This is a genomic window from Pseudoalteromonas sp. NZS127_1, assembly GCF_015864295.1.
Classification (GTDB): Bacteria; Pseudomonadota; Gammaproteobacteria; order Enterobacterales; family Alteromonadaceae; genus Pseudoalteromonas; species Pseudoalteromonas arctica.
Window position 1 is genome coordinate 86,943 of sequence record NZ_JADYXO010000016.1, and the last position, 20,421, is coordinate 107,363.

Below are 20,421 nucleotides of genomic sequence, written 5' to 3' on the forward strand. Positions count from 1 at the left end.
TAGATTAGCGCCCCCTGCATCGAGTCTAGAGTGGTCGGGGTTTTCTACCAAGACCCCCATACCGAGATAATTTATTTTTAGCCAAATATCTTCGTCAATTCCGATCCCATGATTAACTGAGTAATTTTTGTTTTTTTCAATTTTTCAGCGCTAATCATATAACTGTTATCACTTTTAAGTGAGGTAGTTATACCAACCTGCATAAATATTTGATCAATTTAACGAATTAAATTGCACTATAACGTTGTTAAAAAATTTTTATTTAGAATAACTAGATACAAAAATTTTTGCCTAGTCCTAGCGTAATTTTCTTAACGTTAAATAGACCCCGTATATAAGCAGATTGGTATTAAATCGACCCTTGAACTACAAATAATGGTTAACGCTTGCTTGTCATCAGAGGTTATTAAGTTGGTTACACCGCGGCTATAGCTAGGGTAACGTCTACCTAAAACGCCCGTATAAAGTAATGCTAATACGACTAATCTGTATGTTCTTTTTATTATTTAGTGTACTTAATAGCGATAAGCCTAGCCCTAGAAGCAAAATAGGGGCGGGTATAAAAGCAGGATTAATCAATACTAAAATTGGCGTAGCAATAACCCCTAAGCCAAAACCAAGTAAACTTTGCAGTGCAGCAGCACCAGCAATAAGGGTTAAAGCAAGGATTAAAATTAAAGGCTCGGTGAGCATAATCACACAGCAAATAGGCATAACGATTAAGTTTATAAATGGTATAGCGGTTAATAACATAACAGCAAAACCAAATCCGTACGATACACCTTGCTTAGCTTTTAAATCGTCTTTCATCTGCTTAAAGTCAATTTTATGGTTATCAAACGCATAGTCTTCGTATTGCACCGCACACATCCAACACGTAAATAAACCCCATAATACTTGACTAATAAAACCCAAAGTAATATAAAAAATCCAATAGTGCATAGAGGGTAGTAGCACAGCTTTGTACACTCACGGGCAAGCATTCCAGGTACATCTTTAACTAATTCAGAAAAGCCATATCGCTAATTTTTTGGCCCGTTAAATAAAGCTCAACTTTTTCGCTTAATAAAGCATTGAATGGGGCTGTAATACCAACCTGCATAAATCTTTGATCAATTTAACGAATCAAATTGCACTACAACGTCGTTAAAAATTTTTTATTTAGAACAACTAGATACAAAAATTTTTGCCTAGTTCTAGCGTAATTTTTTTAACGTTAAATAGACCCCATATATAAGCAGATTGGTATAATAAAATTAGTGATTATAGTAAATAGCATGCTGTAGCCAAATAATACGACCAAACTGCGATTGGCCACATTAACCACTCAAGCCAGCTTAACCACTCGGGTAGTATATTATTTATGCATCTAAAACAGTCGCTTAACCAGAAAAATAAAAAACAACGAGCTACCAAATACTAAAACATTAACTAAAAGCGGGATGAGTACAAAACGCTTTAACCCTTTTTGGCTAATTAATTTAAATCCCGAAAAAATATTCCATACCTTGTATGATCTGCACAGCTACCTCAAAAAATATTTTCCATTTGCACTTGTATAAATAGCTGAGTAATTTTAAACAGTATTTTTAGGTAACAAAGTGTTAGCTTTAATGTTGCTATTTTGGTTATATGGTAACTACAGATGTTTAGTAATATGCAATTATGATTGATCAAAATAGGCCAGATTAGTTTTTTATTAGTAAAATAATAACCTACTAATCATGACTATACTGAACTTTACTACATAGTAAAAAAGCATCTGCTTGAGGCTTTTGTTGTATCAATATGTATAAATAATGCGAGCAAGTGAAAATGGGTACGGACAGGTTAAAAAAGTTATTATCTCACCAGCAAGGCATTTTATCTAAAATTGCATTAGGGGCACCTTTAAATGAGGTGCTTACTGAAATTTGTTTATCGATAGAAAAAATTATGGATGATGAATCTGCTAGGTGTTCCATTTTATCAGCTAAAGGCGAGCAGCTTTTTCATTGTGCAGCCCCTAATATTCATCCAGAGTACTGTGGTTTGCTTAATGGAGTTTACATAGGGCCAAAAGTGGGTTCATGTGGTACTGCTGCATTTTCGAAATCGCGCATAATTGTAGAAAATATTGAAACTTCACCACTGTGGGTGGATTTTAAAGACTTAGCGTTAAAGTTTGATCTTAAGTCATGTTGGTCAACGCCTATTATGTCAACTCAAGCTGATTTGTTAGGCACCTTTGCTATCTATCACAGCAGCCCTAAAGCCCCATCAGAGCAAGAGTTAGAATTAATAGATTTTTTTGTACACTTTTCAAGTATTGCTCTTGAGAAAAGTAACGAATTTGAGAAGGCAAAACAGCTTGTCGCTAATTTACAGCACAGTAATGAAAAATTTAAAGCCTTTACCAAAGTAATGCCCGATCTCATCCTCATTTTAAGTGAAGACGGCATATATACCGATGTTTATGGTACTTCTAATGAGTTACTGCTTGATTCGACCATGGATATTATTGGTCAAAATGTTAAAGACTTACTTCCTCAAAAAGATGCGCAAATGATAATGGCAGTCATTGCAAAAACGTTGTCGACTAACGATATGCAAATATTTGAATATGAATTAAATGTCCCGAAGGGGAGTATAGTTTTTGAAGGACGAGCCGCTGCTTTAGATCATTACCATCCTGAGAACCCGACAAAACGGCATATTGTATGGATGGCCAGGGATATTTCAATAAGGAAAAAAGCAGAGCAAGAAGTTCATAAGCTTGCATTTTATGACCCACTCACCAATTTGCCAAATAGAAGAATGCTTAGCGATAGGTTAAATACGTGCGTAGAGAGCATCAAAAGTATAAAAAATATTGGAGCTTTATTATTTTTAGACCTAGATAACTTTAAGCGTATTAATGATTCGTTGGGGCACAGTGCTGGAGACGAAGTGCTTGTAGAGCTATCAAAAAGATTAAACGCCATAATCAAAAGCTCAGACACGTTAGCTAGAGCCGGTGGCGATGAGTTTATTATTTTACTTGAAGACATAGGTGAAAATACAAAGCAGGCAATTTATGAATGCGAATCCGTGGCAAAAAAAATCCAGAGCGTGTTTCATGATAATTTTGAAGTCGGCGAACTTGCCTTTCAAGTAAGTTGCAGCATAGGTATTTGCCTAATTGACAGCGTAAACGCACAAACTGACAATATATTAAAGTTTGCCGACACTGCTATGTATCGCTCTAAAAAGAAAGGCGGAAACAGCAGTAGCTTTTACGATCCAGCGTCGCAAACACTGCTTGAAAAGCAAACCGAGCTTGAAACCGACATTGTTAGAGCTATTGCTTCTGATGAGTTTTGTGCTTATTTTCAGCCACAAGTTAATACTTGCGGAGATATTATTGGAGCTGAAGCGCTAATTAGATGGAACCATCCGCAAAGAGGCCTTATAGCGCCAAATGAATTTATACCTATAGCTGAGCAGTACGGACTTATACAAAAACTACAAAATGTAGTATTACGCGATATATGTATTTTAATTAATGAACTTAAAGAAGCCAGCGCTATTGACGATTCGTTCTGTGTTTCAATTAATATTAGCCAAAGTCAGTTTAATTCATCAAATTTAAAAAAGGAGCTGTTTAGTACTATAAGCGAGTTTGATATTCGAGCTTCACAAATTAAGTTAGAAATAACCGAGTCAATGCTCTCAAGTGATGTAGAGTATACAATTAAACAAATGAAAGAGCTTATTGCTGCGGGTTTTATATTTTCTATTGATGATTTTGGAACTGGGTATTCTTGCTTAGCTTACTTAAGTGCGTTTCCCGTTAAAGAATTAAAAATAGATAAAAGTTTTATAGATAAAATTTTAGACAATGATATTGGTTTTAATATCGCGCAAACAATTATTAGCTTAGGGAAAAGCTTAAATTTGGCCGTTGTTGCAGAAGGTGTAGAAACCGCTGAGCAATATGATTTACTTAAAAAAATGAACATTGATTCGATGCAAGGTTATTTAATCGCAAAACCAATGGATAAGGAGCGCTATTTAAAATGGCATAACGCTAAAAATAAGCCTCACGATCTCATTACTTAAAGCTCAACGCAATTTAATAGCAATAATCTAACTACTCATTTTGGTACTGGATTATTTATTGCTCTTAGTGATGAAATTTCACAATGCGGGCTCCCCTAAAGATTTTTTTGTTAAACAGTGCTAAGCTACGTCCGCTTAAATATATTATTTAAAGCTTAATAAACTTATAACAATGAATGGAAGCTTTATGCAGTTAGTTGATTTGAATCCAAGTGATCCCGATGTAGTTAACGTATTTGACGATATAGACCGACTTATAAATTCGTTGTACCCTGTTGCAACAGCTCAGTCTCTTGAGTTAGACGAATTAACCTCACCTAATGTATATGCTATTGGTTTAAAAACCGAAGAGGGAATTATTGCCTGCGGTGCGATTGTCGAGAAATTTGATACTCAACCTTATGGCGAAATAAGACGTTTATACGTTAAACCAAGCCATCGTGGTAAAGGGCTATCGAGACGTATTATGCAAATTTTATTGCATCAAGCTGGTGAAAAGCAAATCCCGTTAATACGTTTAGAGACAGGCCCAAAGCAAATAAAATCGATCAGTTTATATGAAAATTTAGGCTTTAAACGTTGTGGCAGCTTTGGCTCATATGTCGATAATCCACAAAGTGTATTTATGGAGTTAGGGCTTAGCCAATAAGTTAACTAGCTCTGCGGCATGTTAAAGTTTAATGTGTCGTAAATATCCTTCCCTACAATCACCCATTATTACCTTGCAATAAACGCTATTCTTAAAACTAATCACTATGAAAACTCCTTTTATAGATAAGCAAAAAATACTTCACTGTTTTTAACACCTGTCTTCGTATAAAATCTGTCTCGATAATTAGTAATTAACTTACAAAGCGAGAATTTTTATCTTTTCTAATAGTAGCGATAAACCAATGAGCGAAATAACAGTAGTAACCCACAATGGTAATTTTCATGCAGACGACGTTTTTAGTATTGCGGTACTTAAACATATTTTGCCAGCGTTTAAGCTTGTTCGTACTCGCGATAAAGCGTTTATAGAAAGTGCTGATATTGTTGTTGATGTAGGCGGCGAATATAACCCAGATACAGGTCGATTTGATCATCATCAACGCGGTGGTGCGGGTGAGCGTGAAAATGGCACTCCTTATTCATCATTTGGTTTAATTTGGAAAAAGTACGGTTTAACGCTTTGTAATGATAATCAAGCAGTAGCAGATAGAGTTGACTCTGGCCTGGTATCGACTATTGATGCCATTGACTGCGGTTACGTAAAAGGTGTGGTTGAGGGCATAACGCTGAGTCAAACAATTTCAATGTTTAACCCTACATGGGAAGAAGAAAGTAACTTTGATGCCTGTTTTGATGAAGCCGTTGAATTTGCAGCGCGTATGCTAACGCGTTTTATCGCTTCAGCTCACGGTAGTGTAAATGCAAAAGCGATTGTTGCTAAAGCAATTGAAAATGCAGAAGATGCCCGAGTAATTGTGCTTGAAAAATACACACCGTGGAAAAAAACAGTGCATATTTTATCAAGTGACGCACTATACATGGTTTACCCATCGCATTCTGGGCAATGGATATTACAAACAGTACCCGTTGAGCCTGGCTCGTTTGAAGATAGAAAATCGTTGCCTAAAGCGTGGTCTGGTTTATCTGATCAAGCGTTTGTAGATGAAACAGGTATTGCCGATGCCGTGTTCTGTCACAACGGTTTATTTATAGCGGGTACCAAGTCGTTTGAAAGCACAATGAAACTTGCCACCATGGCGCTTAGCGAATAACAACGCAGATTCATAACGAATACTAAGCATAACAATTTATATAGATTGTTATGCTTGTTATCTTAGCGTGGAGCATTATGTTTGAACTAAAAACAATCGCACTTTTTACTATTACAGCCTTAGCAGAAATAGTGGGTTGTTATTTGCCTTACCTTTGGCTTAAGCAAGATAAAAGTATTTTACTTTTAATTCCAGCGGCTTTAAGTTTGGCACTATTTGCATGGTTGCTATCTTTACATCCTACTGCAGCAGGGCGCGTGTATGCAGCTTATGGCGGCGTATATATTTGTGTTGCGCTATTATGGTTATGGGTTGTTGATGGCGTAAAGCTTACTATGTGGGATATTATCGGTGGTTTAGTAGCACTGCTAGGTATGGCGATAATTATGTTCGCCCCAAAGTCTATTTGATTCAAAGACATGCCAAAGCTTACTCATAATGAAATCACCCTTGAGCTTCCTGAAAGCCGATTTTTTGAAGATATGTTTGGGGTAGACTACCCAGGTTATCTCCCTTATTGGCTTGCCTATATGAGCCCAAAAGAGAGGCAAGCGTACCTCTTAGCTAACAAAGTCAGAGTATATGGATATAGTTGATGAGATGTATAACGAAAGCTTTAATTGGCAAGAATGGTTACCTTACCCTTATTAAAACGTCACAAAATCCCGCACGCTAATTATCTATTTACTGTAATAAGATGCTCTAAAGTTTTAATTTGAATACCTAACTAGCGCTTTTTTCAAATAAGGAAAAAGATGAACATTTCATGTCTTGTGATTATTTTTGCATGTATAGCAGCTAGCTATCTTTTTTTTGCGTTTTTTATTTATAGGCTACCAAAACCCCAGCAGCAAAAATGTATTGAAGGTGAAATTGTATTTATTTTTATTGATATGAATACTCACTATAAGTATTGATGAACGGTTATGTTTTTTTAGATTGACGTTGAACGTTTTAGGGGGACAAATTTACCCATATATTAAAAAAAATATATATGTATTACTTAACCACAATAAACTGGCTGAACAGCCAGAAATATCGGGCGAAGAGGTTGCACGTCCTTAATTTACTCGGGCAGCTCATTTTTGCTAATAAAATTTATAATAAGTGATTTTAAAATTGTCACTTTTACAACTTTCCTTATCTTTAATAGTCATCAACGCCATATTTTATATACGCTAGAGAGCAATACGTGATTGGTCGTTTTATCAATATTAAAAATCACTCGTTACGAGTAAAAATACTTGTTGGACTTGAATGTCTATTTTTCTTTTAATGCGCGGCACTAGCCGAGTCGGCATTAATTAAATAAAAGAGAAAGATAAATGAAAGAAACAACATCACTAGAACAAGCTCGTACGAGCTACAATGTTCGTCATTGGAGCCAAGGTTTTTTTGGTATTAATGATCAAGGTGATGTGTATGTTGCACCCAAGGCTCATGCACCAGAGCAAACCATTGCATTAACAGATATCGCAAAGCAACTACAAGAGAAAGGTTTAAGCTTACCTGCTTTAGTTCGTTTTCCGCAAATTTTACACCATCGTGTACACAGCTTATGCGGCGCATTTAATACTGCGATTGAAAACTATGGTTACCCTAAAGACTACCTATTAGTTTACCCAATAAAAGTAAACCAACAACGTGAAGTGGTTGAAGAAATAGTAGCAAGCCAAGCACAAGTAGAAAAAAAGCAACTTGGTTTAGAAGCAGGCAGCAAGCCTGAACTACTTACGGTACTAGCACTGGCTGAAAAAACCAGCGCGGTTATTGTATGTAACGGCTACAAAGATAAAGAATACGTACGTTTAGCACTTATTGGCGAAAAGCTAGGTCATAAAGTGTATATCGTACTTGAAAAGCTTTCTGAGCTAGACATGGTACTTAGCCAAGCAAAAGAGCTTAACGTAAAACCACGCATTGGTATTCGTGTACGTTTAGCATCGCAAGGTAAAGGTAAATGGCAAGCGAGTGGCGGCGAAAAATCAAAATTTGGTCTATCTGCATCGCAAGTTTTGCATGTAGTTAATCGTTTAAAAGACGCAAACCAGCTTGATTTACTTCAGCTAGTACATTTTCACTTAGGGTCACAAATGGCGAACATTCGTGACGTACGTTTAGGTGTAAGCGAAGCGGCGCGTTTTTACTGTGAGCTACGTAAGTTAGGCGCAGAAATTGATTGCCTTGATGTAGGTGGTGGATTAGCTGTTGATTACGACGGCACACGTAGCCAATCGCATAACTCTATGAATTACAGCTTAGCTGAATATGCAAATAACATTGTGTACACCATTGGTGATACATGTAAGCAATATGAGCAACCAATGCCGACTATTATTTCTGAGTCGGGTCGTGCGCTTACAGCGCATCATGCTGTGCTTATTTCTAATGTTATTGGTACTGAAAGTTACACGCCAGAAGAGTTAGTAGCGCCAGCGGCAGATGCACCACTTTTATTAAAAAACATGTGGGCATCGTTTGTGCAATTAACTGATTTAACGGATGACCGTGCATTAATTGAAATTTATCACGACAGCCAAGGTGATTTAGCTGAAGCGCATAACCAATTTGCACTCGGTTTATTAGACTTAGCGCAGCGTGCGTGGGCTGAACAAATTAATATTCGTATTTGTTATGAACTTAACAAGCACATGGATAACAAAAACCGTTTTCATCGTCCTATTATTGACGAGTTAAACGTACGTTTAGCCGATAAGTTTTTTGTAAACTTTTCGTTATTTCAATCGCTTCCAGATGCATGGGGCATTGATCAAGTGTTTCCGGTATTGCCATTAAGTGGCTTAACTGAAGCACCAAAAAAACGTGCTGTATTACTTGATATAACCTGTGATTCAGACGGTGCACTTGAGCATTACGTAGATGGACAAGGCATTGAAAGCACACTACCTGTACCAGAGTTTAGCGCTGATAAACCTTATTTAATGGGCTTTTTCTTGGTGGGTGCTTATCAAGAAATTCTAGGTGACATGCATAACTTGTTTGGCGATACGCACAGCGCAATTGTTAATATGGATGAGCAAGGCGTTGCAAGTATTACCGAGATAAACCAAGGCGACACTGTTGCCGATATGATGCGCTATGTACATTTAGATGTTGAAAGTTTTCAGCAATCATACGAGCAGTTAGTAAGCACTAAAATTGAAAAACACGAACAGCAAAGCGTTTTAGACGAGTTGCAAAGCGGCCTTGATGGCTACACTTATTTAGAAGAGTTATAAGTAATGTCGACTTTGTTTGGTCACGCAGATCACTCATTGTACTCAAATGGGATGACGTTTTTGCGTCGTCCTATGGTGCAAAATATTAATGCAATTGATGCAGACGTAGTCGTTTTAGGCTTACCGTTTGATTTAGCGACATCGGGTCGCCCTGGTGCACGTTTAGGTCCGGATGCGATTCGTCGTGCGTCGGTTCATTTAGCATGGGAAGACACTAAGTACCCGTGGACGTTCCCGTTATTTGAGCGTTTAAAAGTGGCAGACGCAGGGGACTTTACTTACCCTGTTGGCGATCCTGAGTATTTTACTGCGCAACTAGAAATGGCTGCTGAGCAAATACTTCGCCAAGGTAAAACGCTATTAGGTTTAGGGGGCGATCACTTTGTGACGCTTCCGCTATTACGCGCTCATGCAAAAATACATGGCAAAATGGCGTTAGTGCACTTTGATGCGCACACCGATACCTATAGCAATGGCTCGCGTTTTGATCACGGCACTATGTTTTATCATGCACCAATGGAAGGGCTGATTGATGTTGAGCACAGTATACAAATAGGTATTCGTACCGACTTTGATCAAAGTAAACATGAGTTTGCTGTGATTGATGCAATGCAAGCCAACGATTTACATGCAAATGATATTGCAGCGCAAATACTTGAACGAGTAGGTGACCTACCTGTTTACTTAACGTTTGATATAGATTGTTTAGACCCTGCGTTTGCGCCTGGTACAGGCACTCCTGTGTGCGGTGGTTTAACGTCAGATAAAGTACTTAAAGTACTGCGTGCGCTAAAAGGCATAAACATGGTAGGTATGGATGTGGTAGAAGTATCACCTTCGTACGACCAAAGTGAGCTTACCGCAATTGCCGCAGCAACCATTGCGAGCGAATTACTGCATTTGTGGACGCATAAAAATAAGTACTAATTTTACAAATTAAATACTACAAAAAAGGGTATGCGCTTGCATACCCTTTTTTTACTTAGAGGTATCGATTATTCAGCAGCTTAATTTCCTTTAACCAAATAACGCTTAGCCCAATAAGAGGCAGGTTAGTAGTTACAGGGTTAAATGCTTCAATAAGCAATTGTTGCTGCACTGCAACTACAGCGAGTAGAAGGCCAATTAATGCTAAAATATTTAAAATTACTAAGTGTTTATTTTTATAAAACACAAATAAACACAATCCAAATATAATTTCGCCAAAACCCGCCGAACGTGTAATTAAGTCAGACACTTCTGCTGAAAAACCAGCACTGCCAGTCATTAATTTTTCAAGTGGTGCAATATGATAAAGCTTTGGAAAAAAGCCATGATATATCCAACTTAAACTCACTATGTAACGAGCAAGTTGAATATAACCGCGATTATTTCCTAGCATTATTAATACGCTCTTGTGCACTTGGGTGGCTAGATAAATACTCTAAAAAGTCATTTACTTTTTCGAGGTGCTCGTTTTCGCTGGTATGGCTTTCTTGCAGCGCTTCTATTGCATCAGCAAAATCATTACTCGAATACCCAAGCGACTCTAATTGAATGAGTGCAAAGGTATCTGCCTCGCGTTCCATATCTCGTGAAAACCCTTGCTGAGCAAACGATGCACCCGTACCTAATGCAACCTCTGCAACCCCTTCTAAATCACCAAATACAACCGCTAGCACAATCGTACTTGCGGCAGATTGTGCTGTAATACGTACGCTATGCTGGTGGACTACATGGCCCATCTCGTGTAGCAATACCGCTTTTAGTGCATTGGGTTTATCGGCAAGTAAATTTGCTAAATCATCTGTGACCACGATACGACCATGGGGTAGTGCAAACGCGTTAGCACCAAAGCTGTCTGATTTATAAAACGATAATCTATAAACCGATTGATCAAGCGATAACGCATTAAGCATACTTGTAAAATGCGCTTGTACTTTAGCTTGTTGCTCTGCGGGCAGCTCGCTTGGGTCAAGCGCAATCTTTTTAATTAGTGTAAAGCTTTGCTCCCCCATTTGTTCCACAACATTTCGTGGCAAGGTATCAACACTGTAAACAGCAATGGCCGGTACCGCTTTATAAAGTACTAACCACATAAAAAGCGGTGTAAATATGACTGCAGCTAAAATTGCCCATTTACTTTTTTCAAGGCGCTCCATTATGTGATGGTTATTTTCTTTAAATGGCCATCTGTAACTTACATCTTGAGGAATAAAACGACTGCCATCTTCAAAGTTTAGTTCGTCGGCAAGTCCTGCCATCCCCGAACTTAATTTTAGACTTGAGATTGCGTGGCGAGCTATAACGTGTTCATCGTTGATAACTTCAATGTGTGTGTCGCTAATAGTTGCAACACACACTTGATAGTTACTCGATGCGATGGGGAAAAAATGTCCCTTTACATGCATAGTGAGCTCTTAAGTTAGAGAAAGGTCAATATCAAATACGTTTGCAGCTTCCTCAGCAAATGATGATTGCTGTTCTTGCGCGGTATCAATTAGGTTTAATGCACCAGGATAAATAGTGACGTTAGTTACATCAGCGAGCATTTTTGATGTACGTACTTTTGTCCATGGGTATGCAAGGCCTAAAGAAAATACAATAGCCAACATATTAGTTAATAGTAAAACAGCGAAAGGAATTGGTTTTAGCTCTGATTTAAATGTAGCAACGCCTTCAAAATAGCTGTTATCAAAAATGTGATTTCTAATAGCGGCGTGCCATACAGCAGAAACAATGGCAATCATTAGCACATAGGCAATCATCATAAAGATAGGAAGCATAACCATAGCTGCAGAGTTTTCTAAATTTTGTTGATTTTCAATATCTACTAAGTTGAGGCCAAATAATCCTAAAATCCCCATAAATACCACCATGGTGATAGAGCTCACTACAAAGCAAATAAGCGCTGTTAAGTAATAGGTTTCGCCTTTTAGATTTACAGTAAGCGGTTTGTCGCCATAACTAATATTGCTATGGATATAGCTATCAATACGTTTTATAACGTAAGGCATTAATAAATAAAGCGTAAATATGCTGGCAATAGGTAAAAGTATAAAGTTAACAAAGGCTTCGCCATAGCTGCCTTTAAAAGCAAAGCGAACATTACGATGGCGGGTCATACGCAGATTAAAACGTAAACCTTGGTTAATAATCCATGGCATTAAAAAGATAAAACCAAGAGCAATAAACAGGCCTAAAATAGGCATAAAGCTAATAGAAAATGTATAAATAAAAAATACAATAACCGCTAAAATCCGACCTTTTAAAATTTGTATTGGCGTTGCTAGGTAGTCAAAGCTATGACCATCTATACGGGTGTGGCCGTAAAAATAGCGATGCGTACGTACTTTAGCCCACGCTGAGTATATGCCAAGCGTAATAACGCTAAGTAATATATTTACAATCCAAATTCCAAAAAACTCACCGCCTTTACCACTAAACTGCACTTTTCCGCTAAAAATTGGTTCAGCAGGCTCATTTATTGGTGGGGTTGTTTCAGATGGGGTAGGGTGTATTGATTCCATTAAAATTATATCCATGTTGTTTTTTTGTTAATTTACCCATTTTTAGTGCAAAATTCAATGTTTATAATTATCTCACCCTTCTGTAAACAGCCATAAATAGGCGTTTTAAGTATTGAGTTAAATACTCTAATACTTTTTTATAAATAAACCTCGCTGGTTTTATTTATTTGGCTGGTAACTGGGATCTTTAGCTTTTTAATATGCGATTTAGCTACTATACATAGTTAATGCTGCTTAAATGTAATGGCATTAATTATGTATTAAGCACACCTACGTACAATTAAGCTAATTGATTTATATGCCAAAATAATAGATTGTAAGAGTAGTGAGGATGTAAATTTATTTAGGTTTTACAGCTTTTATCACCGCTTTAAATAACATTAGGATATTTATTATGTTTCAAGCAGTCGTGTTAGGGGGATTAGAGTTTAGCCCGCTGATTGTTTACTTCCCAATTGCGTTTATTTTAACAGCGCTGACTCGTTTTGCTTTGCATCGACTAGATTGGCATGACCGTATTTGGAAAGTGGCTTGGTTTGAAGTGTCACTATTTGTTTGTTACTTGGCACTGGCCGTCTATTTACTAAGTGGAAGATAAATTGAATGATTAAATATCTGCGTATTACTTTTACTATCTTGGTTGTTATAGCTGCGGTTTTTGCTGGGCGTTGGGTATGGACTGACTACATGCATACTCCTTGGACGCGCGACGGTCGCATTCGAGCAGACATAGTTACAGTTGCTCCAGACGTGTCGGGTTGGGTGACTGCTTTAAACATTAAAGATGGTCAAAACGTACAAAAAGGCGAAGTACTTTTTAATGTTGATCAAAAGCGTTACCAAGCAGCGCTTGATAAAAGTAAAGCCAATACAGAAAATACGCTATATACATGGGAGCTTGCTAAACATAAATACGAAAGACGTGTTGAGCTAAACACTCAACAGGCAATAAGTGAAGAAACGCTAGAATCAACACGTATCAATACTAAAATTGCTGAGGCAAATTATAACCTAGCTAAAACAGAGCAAACAATTGCGCAATTAAATGTTGATAGAACTAAAATTGTTGCGCCTGCATCGGGGCAAATAATTAATCTGAATTTACGCCAAGGTAACTATGTAGCTCAAGGCACACCTGTGTTTGCTATCGTGCAGTCAGATTCATTTTACGTAACGGGTTACTTTGAAGAGAGTAAAATACCGCTTATTTATCCTGATCAAAAAGCTAAAATAGCGCTTCTAAGCGGTGGTAAGCAATTAACGGGGCATGTAGTGAGTGTAGGTAAAGCAATTGCAAATACGAATACACAAAGTAACGGGCAGCTTTTACCACAAGTACAACAAACATTTAATTGGGTACGTTTATCGCAACGTATTCCTGTTGATATTAAGTTAGATTCATTGCCCGAAGATACACAGTTAAGCGCAGGAATGACCGCCACAATACATCTCGCTACACGTTAAGGGGAAGACAGTGGGCGTTGTATTACAAAATTTGTTTTTTCCTAAAAAACAGGCAATTATTTTTGCGACTAAGGGCGTTATAGCCATGGTAATGGCGCTTACTATTGCTATGTGGCTTAATCTTGAAAGACCTTATTGGGCGTTAGTCTCGGCTATATTTTTGCAATTACGCCCGCAAAGCGGATTGGTTATTGAAAAAGCAATTTGCCAAATAATAGGCACCATAGTGGGTGGTTTATTTGGCATATTGCTTTTAACTCAGTTAATTCTCTACCCTTATTTAGCGCTCGGTGCATTGGCATTATGGTTGGGGGTAAACTCTGCGTTATCGGCAATGGTACGCCAAGCAAACTTTGTTTATGCGTTTGCTATGGCAGGTGTAACAGCCGCTATTATTGTACTTTTAGTCATGGTTACTCCGGCAATGGTGAGCAGCCAAAGCATATTTGATATTGCACAAGCGCGCGTGAGTGAAATAGTAATAGGCTCAATATGTGCAGGCCTTGTGAGCCATTTGTTTTGGCCTGTAAAAGTTAAACACTTACTGCAAGTACAAGCGCGGTCGGTTATAAACCAAACGTTAGATTATTTAGTAACTGAGCTTGATTCTAAAGGCTCGCACGAAAATCGCCATCAGCAAATAGATGGCATTATGGCAACATTAGGATCAATAAACGAAGACTCCAGCGCAGTAAGGTACGAAGGGCCAAAAGGTCCAGGGCGCTCACGTGCTGCAAATCAATTGTCGCAAAAAGTACTTTCTTTACTGGCTTCAATTCAAATAATTGGTCGCCTGCAACGAAACCACGCAGACCTTATTACTCCCACATTAGACAAATTAATAAGTAAACTTAAACACGTATTCGCGCAAATTAAAGAATCTGACGATTTTGATTACTGCGCCGAACAAGTTAAAACGCTGCGTAAAGAGCTAACCGACTATAGAGCAAATACGGTGTGTGATTCGCCATTTGAATCTCACATGCTCAATGTGAGCTTAGAAGTGGCAGCGGACTTAACAATTTTACTACGGGCATACAGAGCTTTAGAACAACGCGATAAAACATTATTAAATGCACCCAGTATGCTTACATATCGCGACCCATTAGCTGGCATTATTGTTGGATTTAGAACTGCTTTGGTGTTTTCTATCGGCGCATTTATTTGGATTAATACAGGTTCTTCAGCTGCATTATTAATTATGATATTACCGGTCATATTTTCGATAATGCTGTCGAGAATACCCTTGGCTATTTTACAGGTTGTAATTAAACGTTTATTGGCAGGTATAATTGTTGCTACTTTTGTAACTATTTTTTATGCGTTAAATTTACTGTCGCAAAGTGGTGGGCAATTAGAAATATTGTTGCTTGTATTAGCTGGTCCGTATTTTTTGGGTTTGCTGTTACTCGCTGATCAACAAACGCTGCCATACGGCTTAGGGTTTTGTATTCCATTTACTATTTTGGTTAGACCCAGCACGGATATGAGCCTAGCTTTTTCAATTGATTATACACTCAGCTCTGCAATCGCGATTTTTGCTGGCGTGAGTATTTTATTTTGGATTTTTCAGTTATTTACAGGACCAAGTGTTCAGTTACTTGTTCATCGTGTTTTTAAGGCTACCTATAAAGATTTACTCGAAATAAATACCCATCAAACTCCGAGTATTTGGTACAACCGCCGCATGGCAGATAGGTTAATACGCTTAACTAATTACGATCAGGGCTCACACTCACGCGCCATTACTGACCTTGCCCTAACCGGTTTAAACTTAGGACATGCCTCAGTGCGATTAAACTCAATTTGCGAAAATCTTGCTGGTGACACAAAGCTAAAATATTTAAATGAGTGGCAACGCACGTTGGCTGATGCATTTATGCTGGCTACCAAAGGTAAGTTTGATGAAAACTTTAAGCAAGCGTCTGATAATCTTTATAACGAATTAGCCGCATCTGTTGGTGATTCAAACCAATTAGAGGCAATAAAAGGGATGTTTATTCGCATTAATCTGACCTTTGAAAGAAGTGCGAGTAAGATAAATTAGCCCTATTCGCTGCTTTTCGAGTTCAGATGTTATAACGAAATCTGTTATACTGAGTGGATAATTTTATGGGGCTGTTATGATTTCAAAAAACCAACTCAAACTTATTCGCCAACTTGGCCAAAAAAAGTACCGAAAGCAATATAATCAATACCTTGTACAGGGTGAAAAAAACGTACTTGAGTTATTAAACAGCCCATTAAATGCGGTTAATATTTTTGCTACAAACGAATTTATAAATGCGTACCAAGGTGAGTATCAGCACGCTAATTTTATTGAAGCGGATGAAGAGACCCTCACTAAAGCGAGCACGCTAGTTAGCAATAATGCAGCCATTGCTATTGTTGATATGCCAAAGGCAGCTTTACCACAAGCAAATGGCTTAATACTCGCGCTTGATGGCGTATCAGACCCTGGTAACTTAGGCACAATAATTAGAGTAGCTGATTGGTACGGTATTAAACATATAGTAACTAGCACCGACAGCGCAGACGCTTACAACCCTAAAACAATTAGCGCCACAATGGGCTCATTTGTAAGGGTATCGGTAAGCCAAGTAGATTTACCTGATTACTTACAGTCTTTAAATTTACCTGTTTACGGTGCTTTTTTAGATGGACAAAGTGTACATAAAACCCAATTTACGGGCTCAGGCGTTTTGCTAATGGGCAGTGAGTCGCATGGTATACGCGAGACATGTGCAAAGTTAGTGACCAATAAAATCACCATTCCCGCTTTTGGTGGAGCAGAGTCACTTAATGTTGCAATGGCGACCGGTATTATTTTAGATAACTTTAAACGACAAGCTTAATCTATTAGTAAATTATGGGTTAAATTGTTTATGACAAATAACAATAATAAATTGGTAATAACAATAAGATGCGCTTAAGCACTATTAAATTAGCGGGCTTTAAATCGTTTGTAGAGCCCACTAAAATTCCATTTCCTGATCAAATGACGTGTGTTGTAGGCCCTAATGGCTGTGGCAAATCTAACGTTATTGATGCAGTACGATGGGTGCTAGGTGAAAGCTCTGCTAAAAACCTGCGTGGCGATGCCATGACCGACGTTATTTTTAATGGCTCAACTAATCGTAAAGCCATATCACAAGCTTCTGTAGAGCTTGTTTTTGATAACGATAAAGGTAGTCCTTCTAATACATTTGCCGACAGAAACCAAATTGCAATTAAACGCTTAGTAACGCGCGACGGGCTATCGCTGTACTTTTTAAATGGCAGTAAATGCCGTAAGCGTGATATTACCGATATATTTTTAGGTACAGGTCTTGGTCCGCGTAGTTACGCGATTATTGAGCAAGGGATGATCTCGCGCTTAATAGAAAGTAAACCACAAGAATTACGTGTATTTTTAGAAGAAGCCGCTGGTGTTTCTAAATACAAAGAGCGCCGCCGCGAAACACAAACACGCATTAAAAGCACCCGCGAAAACCTTGAACGTTTGTTAGATGTGCGTAAAGAGCTGCAAAGCCAGTTAGATAAATTGGCTGTGCAGTCGGTTGATGCAAAAAAATACCGAGAGTTAAAAGCGCAAGAGCGAACGCTAAAAGGGCAAATTGCGGTTTTAAAATGGCAAAAGTTACATCAGCAACAACTTGAAAAAAGTACTCTAATTAAAAAACTGAACGATCAAATTTCTTTTTTTAAAACTGCTAACTCAGGGCATGACGATGTACTTGCAAGCTTAGAAGGGCAAGTACAAGCCAAGCAAGATAAACTAAGCGATGCACAGCATCAGCAACATGTAATACACACCGAGCTTACCCGCGCTGAGCAACAGCAAATAAATGTAAAGCAACAAACTCAAACGCTTAAACAAAATTTAATTAAATTACAGCAACGCCAAACCCATAGCACTGAAGTTAAAACGCAGCAGCAAATTGTGTGCGAGGAACTAAATGAAGCCCTGCAAGAGGCAAGTGAAAACGCGTTAATGTGCGAAGAGCAAGTTAGGAAGTTAACGCATGAGCTTGAGGAATTATTAGCACTGAAGCAGCGCCACAATACACACTGGCAAACTTTGTGTGAGCAACAGCAACAACTTAATAATAATGCGCAACTGCATAGCAGTCACATTAAACAAACTCAGCAGCAAATAAGCCACGTTAACGAGCAAATTGATCAGTTAAATGCGCAGCTTACTGACTTACAAAGTAGCGATGTAGAACAACAATTAACGCAGCAAACACAGCAAACACAAACATTAACCCAAGAACTTGCTGCTAAACAAACAGCGCACACGCAGTGCAGTGCTAAGCTTGAAGTGCAAAATGAGCGTGTTAATAACTCACAAAAGCAATATTCGACGCTTACTCAAACAATAAATGAGTTAAAAGCCAGTATAACGGGGCTTAAAAGTACATTAGGGCTTGATGAAAAAAGTGAAAGTACTAATGGTTTGTTTAATCAGCTAAGTGTTAAAGAAGGCTTTGAGCCCTTAATAGAGCAAGCACTTAAATCGCTAGAGCACTTAAATGTAAGTGAGCAGCAAGCTGATAATAGTGTGTGGCCAATTAGTACTAAGCACATTGCTGAAAATAGCTTAGCGGCATTCATAACAAGCGGCGTGTACCCAGATCATTTATCGCGTATTGCTTATAGCGAGAGCGGTGATCTAACGCTGTTAAACGATGCTTTTTATACAGCCGTTATGGATAAAAACGGTGCTTTATATGGTCGTAACTGGCATGTAAGTGCTGATCGCAATGCCGAAAACTCATTACTTTTAAAGCATAAGCAATTGCAGGATAAAGCTCAGCAGTTAACCAATGCCGAGGATGAGCTAAAACAAGTAACACACACTCGTGATGAACATACAGCTGATCAAATAAAGTTAATTAATGAGCAAAGCGAGCTAAAAGAAGCCATACATGAGCTTGCGCAAAATATAGCAGTAGCCGGTACACGCAGCGATATGCTCAAACAGCAAGTAGCGCACTTTAAGCTGCAACTAGAAAAGCTACAGCAACAAAAACAGCAATTAACCACTGCGCTTTTGCAATTAAATAACGTGCTTGATGAGCAAACAGAGCAATTGGAAGTGTTAAATGAGCAGCAACTTAACTTAGCGGATGAGGTAGACGTTGCAAATAGCCTGCGCTCACAAAGTGATAAAAGTTATAGCGAAGCATTAAGCATGCTTGAGCAATATAAAACGCAAGCGCATAAGGCAACGCTCTCAGAGCAAAAGGCACGCAGTGAATGGCAGTTAAGCCAAACCAAATTGAGCCATGCAGAGCAGGAGCACGTTAGTGCATCTGAAGGTGCGCAAGAACTACTCAATGAAATAGAAGAGCTGCTTATACCAGAGCAAGAGCTTAGCGATAAAATAACGCAGTTTTTATCGCAGCATCAAAAAGGCGAGCAGGCACTGGTAGTGCTACAAAAAGAATTATCTCACGCTAAAGAAAGTTTAAACACCAAGCAAGCAAGTCTTAAAAACTCACAAGGTGAGCTGGTGGGCTTGCAAGAGCAGCATCAAAAGCTAACAATTGAAGAGCAAAGCTTACTAATAAAAGCGCAAGTTGCGCTCGAACCATTAGAAGAGCTAAAGCAAAGCTTAAAAGCAATACTTGATGAATTACCTGATTCATTGAATTTAAGTGCAGCGCAAAATCAGTTAACCGGATTTACTAATCAGTTAGATAAATTAGGTGCAGTAAACTTAGCGGCAATAGAAGAGTTTGATTTAGCTAAAGCTCGTAGTGATTATCTTGATAATCAATTAGATGATTTAACAAAAGCGTTAAGTACCCTTGAAGGTGCAATTCGTAAAATTGATAGTGAGACCAAAACACGCTTTAAAGCGACGTTCGATCAAGTTAACGAAGACTTTGCAGAGCTATTTCCTAAAGTTTTTGGGGGTGGTAGTGCGTATTTAGAATTAACCAGTGACGATTTACTCGAAAGTGGTGTTAGTATAATGGCACGACCACCGGGTAAGAAAAATTCAACAATTCATTTGTTAAGTGGTGGAGAAAAAGCGCTGACCGCATTATCATTAGTGTTTTCTATATTCAGGCTCAATCCAGCTCCTTTCTGTATGCTGGACGAAGTAGATGCACCATTAGATGATGCCAACGTTGTGCGTTTTTGCCGTTTGGTTGAAGAAATGTCACAATCAGTGCAGTTTATTTATATTAGTCATAATAAAATTGCGATGGAAATGGCTGGTAGATTAACAGGTGTTACTATGGCAGAACCTGGCGTATCGCGTATGGTTGCTGTAGATATAGAGCAGGCTGTGCAACTTGCACATGCATAAATTTTTATAACAAGTGTATTATTTTTTAATTAATATACAGG

At 38.2% G+C, this 20,421-nt stretch carries 14 protein-coding genes and 2 pseudogenes; 11 read left to right on the forward strand and 5 right to left on the reverse strand.

Annotated elements, in window-relative coordinates; all coding sequences use genetic code 11:
- Positions 1–702: 702 nt before the first annotated feature.
- Positions 703–1,090 (reverse strand): annotated as a pseudogene (gene cysZ / locus I6F50_RS14540) (sulfate transporter CysZ); the annotation flags it as partial.
- A gap of 159 nt (positions 1,091–1,249) precedes the next feature.
- A pseudogene (locus tag I6F50_RS20330) lies at positions 1,250–1,523 on the reverse strand (EI24 domain-containing protein); the annotation flags it as partial.
- A gap of 292 nt (positions 1,524–1,815) precedes the next feature.
- Here I6F50_RS20330 and I6F50_RS14545 point away from each other — a divergent pair.
- The 6 genes from I6F50_RS14545 (at position 1,816) to speB (ending at position 10,009) form a co-directional block, all read left to right on the forward strand.
- Positions 1,816–4,080, forward strand: a complete 2,265-nt coding sequence (locus I6F50_RS14545) for an EAL domain-containing protein (protein ID WP_197119609.1) — start codon at positions 1,816–1,818, stop codon at positions 4,078–4,080.
- A gap of 187 nt (positions 4,081–4,267) precedes the next feature.
- Complete coding sequence (locus I6F50_RS14550) at positions 4,268–4,729, forward strand: GNAT family N-acetyltransferase (protein WP_165728892.1); 462 nt, start codon at positions 4,268–4,270, stop codon at positions 4,727–4,729.
- Between the two features lie 244 nt (positions 4,730–4,973).
- Positions 4,974–5,843, forward strand: a complete 870-nt coding sequence (locus tag I6F50_RS14555; protein ID WP_197176562.1) for an MYG1 family protein — start codon at positions 4,974–4,976, stop codon at positions 5,841–5,843.
- A 77-nt stretch (positions 5,844–5,920) separates the two neighbouring features.
- Positions 5,921–6,253: a YnfA family protein gene (locus I6F50_RS14560; RefSeq protein ID WP_039489462.1), complete on the forward strand. Its 333-nt coding sequence runs from the start codon at positions 5,921–5,923 to the stop codon at positions 6,251–6,253.
- A 915-nt stretch (positions 6,254–7,168) separates the two neighbouring features.
- Positions 7,169–9,082 (forward strand): biosynthetic arginine decarboxylase, encoded by a 1,914-nt coding sequence (gene speA / locus I6F50_RS14565; protein WP_165728889.1) that lies wholly within the window; start codon positions 7,169–7,171, stop codon positions 9,080–9,082.
- 3 nt (positions 9,083–9,085) lie between these two features.
- Positions 9,086–10,009, forward strand: coding sequence for an agmatinase (gene speB, locus I6F50_RS14570; protein ID WP_007583987.1), 924 nt, complete (start codon positions 9,086–9,088; stop codon positions 10,007–10,009).
- Positions 10,010–10,064: 55 nt separating this feature from the next.
- On the opposite strand, the gene I6F50_RS14575 is transcribed toward speB, so the two are convergent.
- Genes I6F50_RS14575 through I6F50_RS14585 form a run of 3 tightly spaced genes read right to left on the reverse strand, consistent with a single transcriptional unit; the run spans position 10,065 to position 12,591 of the window.
- Positions 10,065–10,463, reverse strand: coding sequence for a DoxX-like family protein (locus I6F50_RS14575; protein WP_165728888.1), 399 nt, complete (start codon positions 10,461–10,463; stop codon positions 10,065–10,067).
- On the reverse strand, positions 10,450–11,472 hold the full coding sequence (locus I6F50_RS14580) for a M48 family metallopeptidase (RefSeq protein ID WP_165741354.1): 1,023 nt from the start codon (positions 11,470–11,472) through the stop codon (positions 10,450–10,452). Before I6F50_RS14580 ends, I6F50_RS14575 begins: the two co-directional genes overlap by 14 nt.
- A 9-nt stretch (positions 11,473–11,481) precedes the next feature.
- Positions 11,482–12,591 (reverse strand): YjgN family protein, encoded by a 1,110-nt coding sequence (locus I6F50_RS14585; RefSeq protein WP_007584000.1) that lies wholly within the window; start codon positions 12,589–12,591, stop codon positions 11,482–11,484.
- 394 nt (positions 12,592–12,985) lie between these two features.
- Between I6F50_RS14585 and I6F50_RS14590 the strand changes: the two genes are divergently transcribed.
- The 5 genes from I6F50_RS14590 to I6F50_RS14610 all read left to right on the forward strand — a co-directional run bounded on the left by I6F50_RS14590 (position 12,986) and on the right by I6F50_RS14610 (position 20,380).
- Positions 12,986–13,189, forward strand: a complete 204-nt coding sequence (locus I6F50_RS14590) for a DUF1656 domain-containing protein (protein WP_008171772.1) — start codon at positions 12,986–12,988, stop codon at positions 13,187–13,189.
- 5 nt (positions 13,190–13,194) lie between these two features.
- Entirely contained in the window at positions 13,195–14,055 is an 861-nt protein-coding gene (locus I6F50_RS14595) for an HlyD family secretion protein (protein ID WP_007584004.1), read from the forward strand.
- Positions 14,056–14,065: 10 nt separating this feature from the next.
- Positions 14,066–16,102: an FUSC family protein gene (locus I6F50_RS14600; RefSeq protein WP_165740833.1), complete on the forward strand. Its 2,037-nt coding sequence runs from the start codon at positions 14,066–14,068 to the stop codon at positions 16,100–16,102.
- Positions 16,103–16,178: 76 nt separating this feature from the next.
- Positions 16,179–16,910 (forward strand): RNA methyltransferase, encoded by a 732-nt coding sequence (locus I6F50_RS14605; RefSeq protein WP_010555372.1) that lies wholly within the window; start codon positions 16,179–16,181, stop codon positions 16,908–16,910.
- Between the two features lie 68 nt (positions 16,911–16,978).
- The gene (locus tag I6F50_RS14610) at positions 16,979–20,380 is read left to right on the forward strand and encodes a chromosome segregation SMC family protein (RefSeq protein WP_197176563.1); all 3,402 of its coding nucleotides are present in this window, start codon (positions 16,979–16,981) and stop codon (positions 20,378–20,380) included.
- The last annotated feature ends 41 nt before the right edge of the window (positions 20,381–20,421 follow it).

Bases quoted from the DNA above. Each gene is read 5' to 3' on its own strand.
- I6F50_RS14595 (WP_007584004.1), top strand. From the start codon at position 13,195: ATGATTAAATATCTGCGTATTACTTTTACTATCTTGGTTGTTATAGCT.
- speA (WP_165728889.1), top strand. From the start codon at position 7,169: ATGAAAGAAACAACATCACTAGAACAAGCTCGTACGAGCTACAATGTT.
- I6F50_RS14610 (WP_197176563.1), top strand. From the start codon at position 16,979: ATGCGCTTAAGCACTATTAAATTAGCGGGCTTTAAATCGTTTGTAGAG.
- I6F50_RS14550 (WP_165728892.1), top strand. From the start codon at position 4,268: ATGCAGTTAGTTGATTTGAATCCAAGTGATCCCGATGTAGTTAACGTA.
- speB (WP_007583987.1), top strand. From the start codon at position 9,086: ATGTCGACTTTGTTTGGTCACGCAGATCACTCATTGTACTCAAATGGG.
- I6F50_RS14585 (WP_007584000.1), bottom strand. From the start codon at position 12,591: ATGGAATCAATACACCCTACCCCATCTGAAACAACCCCACCAATAAAT.
- I6F50_RS14545 (WP_197119609.1), top strand. From the start codon at position 1,816: ATGGGTACGGACAGGTTAAAAAAGTTATTATCTCACCAGCAAGGCATT.
- I6F50_RS14605 (WP_010555372.1), top strand. From the start codon at position 16,179: ATGATTTCAAAAAACCAACTCAAACTTATTCGCCAACTTGGCCAAAAA.
- I6F50_RS14555 (WP_197176562.1), top strand. From the start codon at position 4,974: ATGAGCGAAATAACAGTAGTAACCCACAATGGTAATTTTCATGCAGAC.
- I6F50_RS14575 (WP_165728888.1), bottom strand. From the start codon at position 10,463: ATGCTAGGAAATAATCGCGGTTATATTCAACTTGCTCGTTACATAGTG.
- I6F50_RS14590 (WP_008171772.1), top strand. From the start codon at position 12,986: ATGTTTCAAGCAGTCGTGTTAGGGGGATTAGAGTTTAGCCCGCTGATT.
- I6F50_RS14560 (WP_039489462.1), top strand. From the start codon at position 5,921: ATGTTTGAACTAAAAACAATCGCACTTTTTACTATTACAGCCTTAGCA.
- I6F50_RS14580 (WP_165741354.1), bottom strand. From the start codon at position 11,472: ATGCATGTAAAGGGACATTTTTTCCCCATCGCATCGAGTAACTATCAA.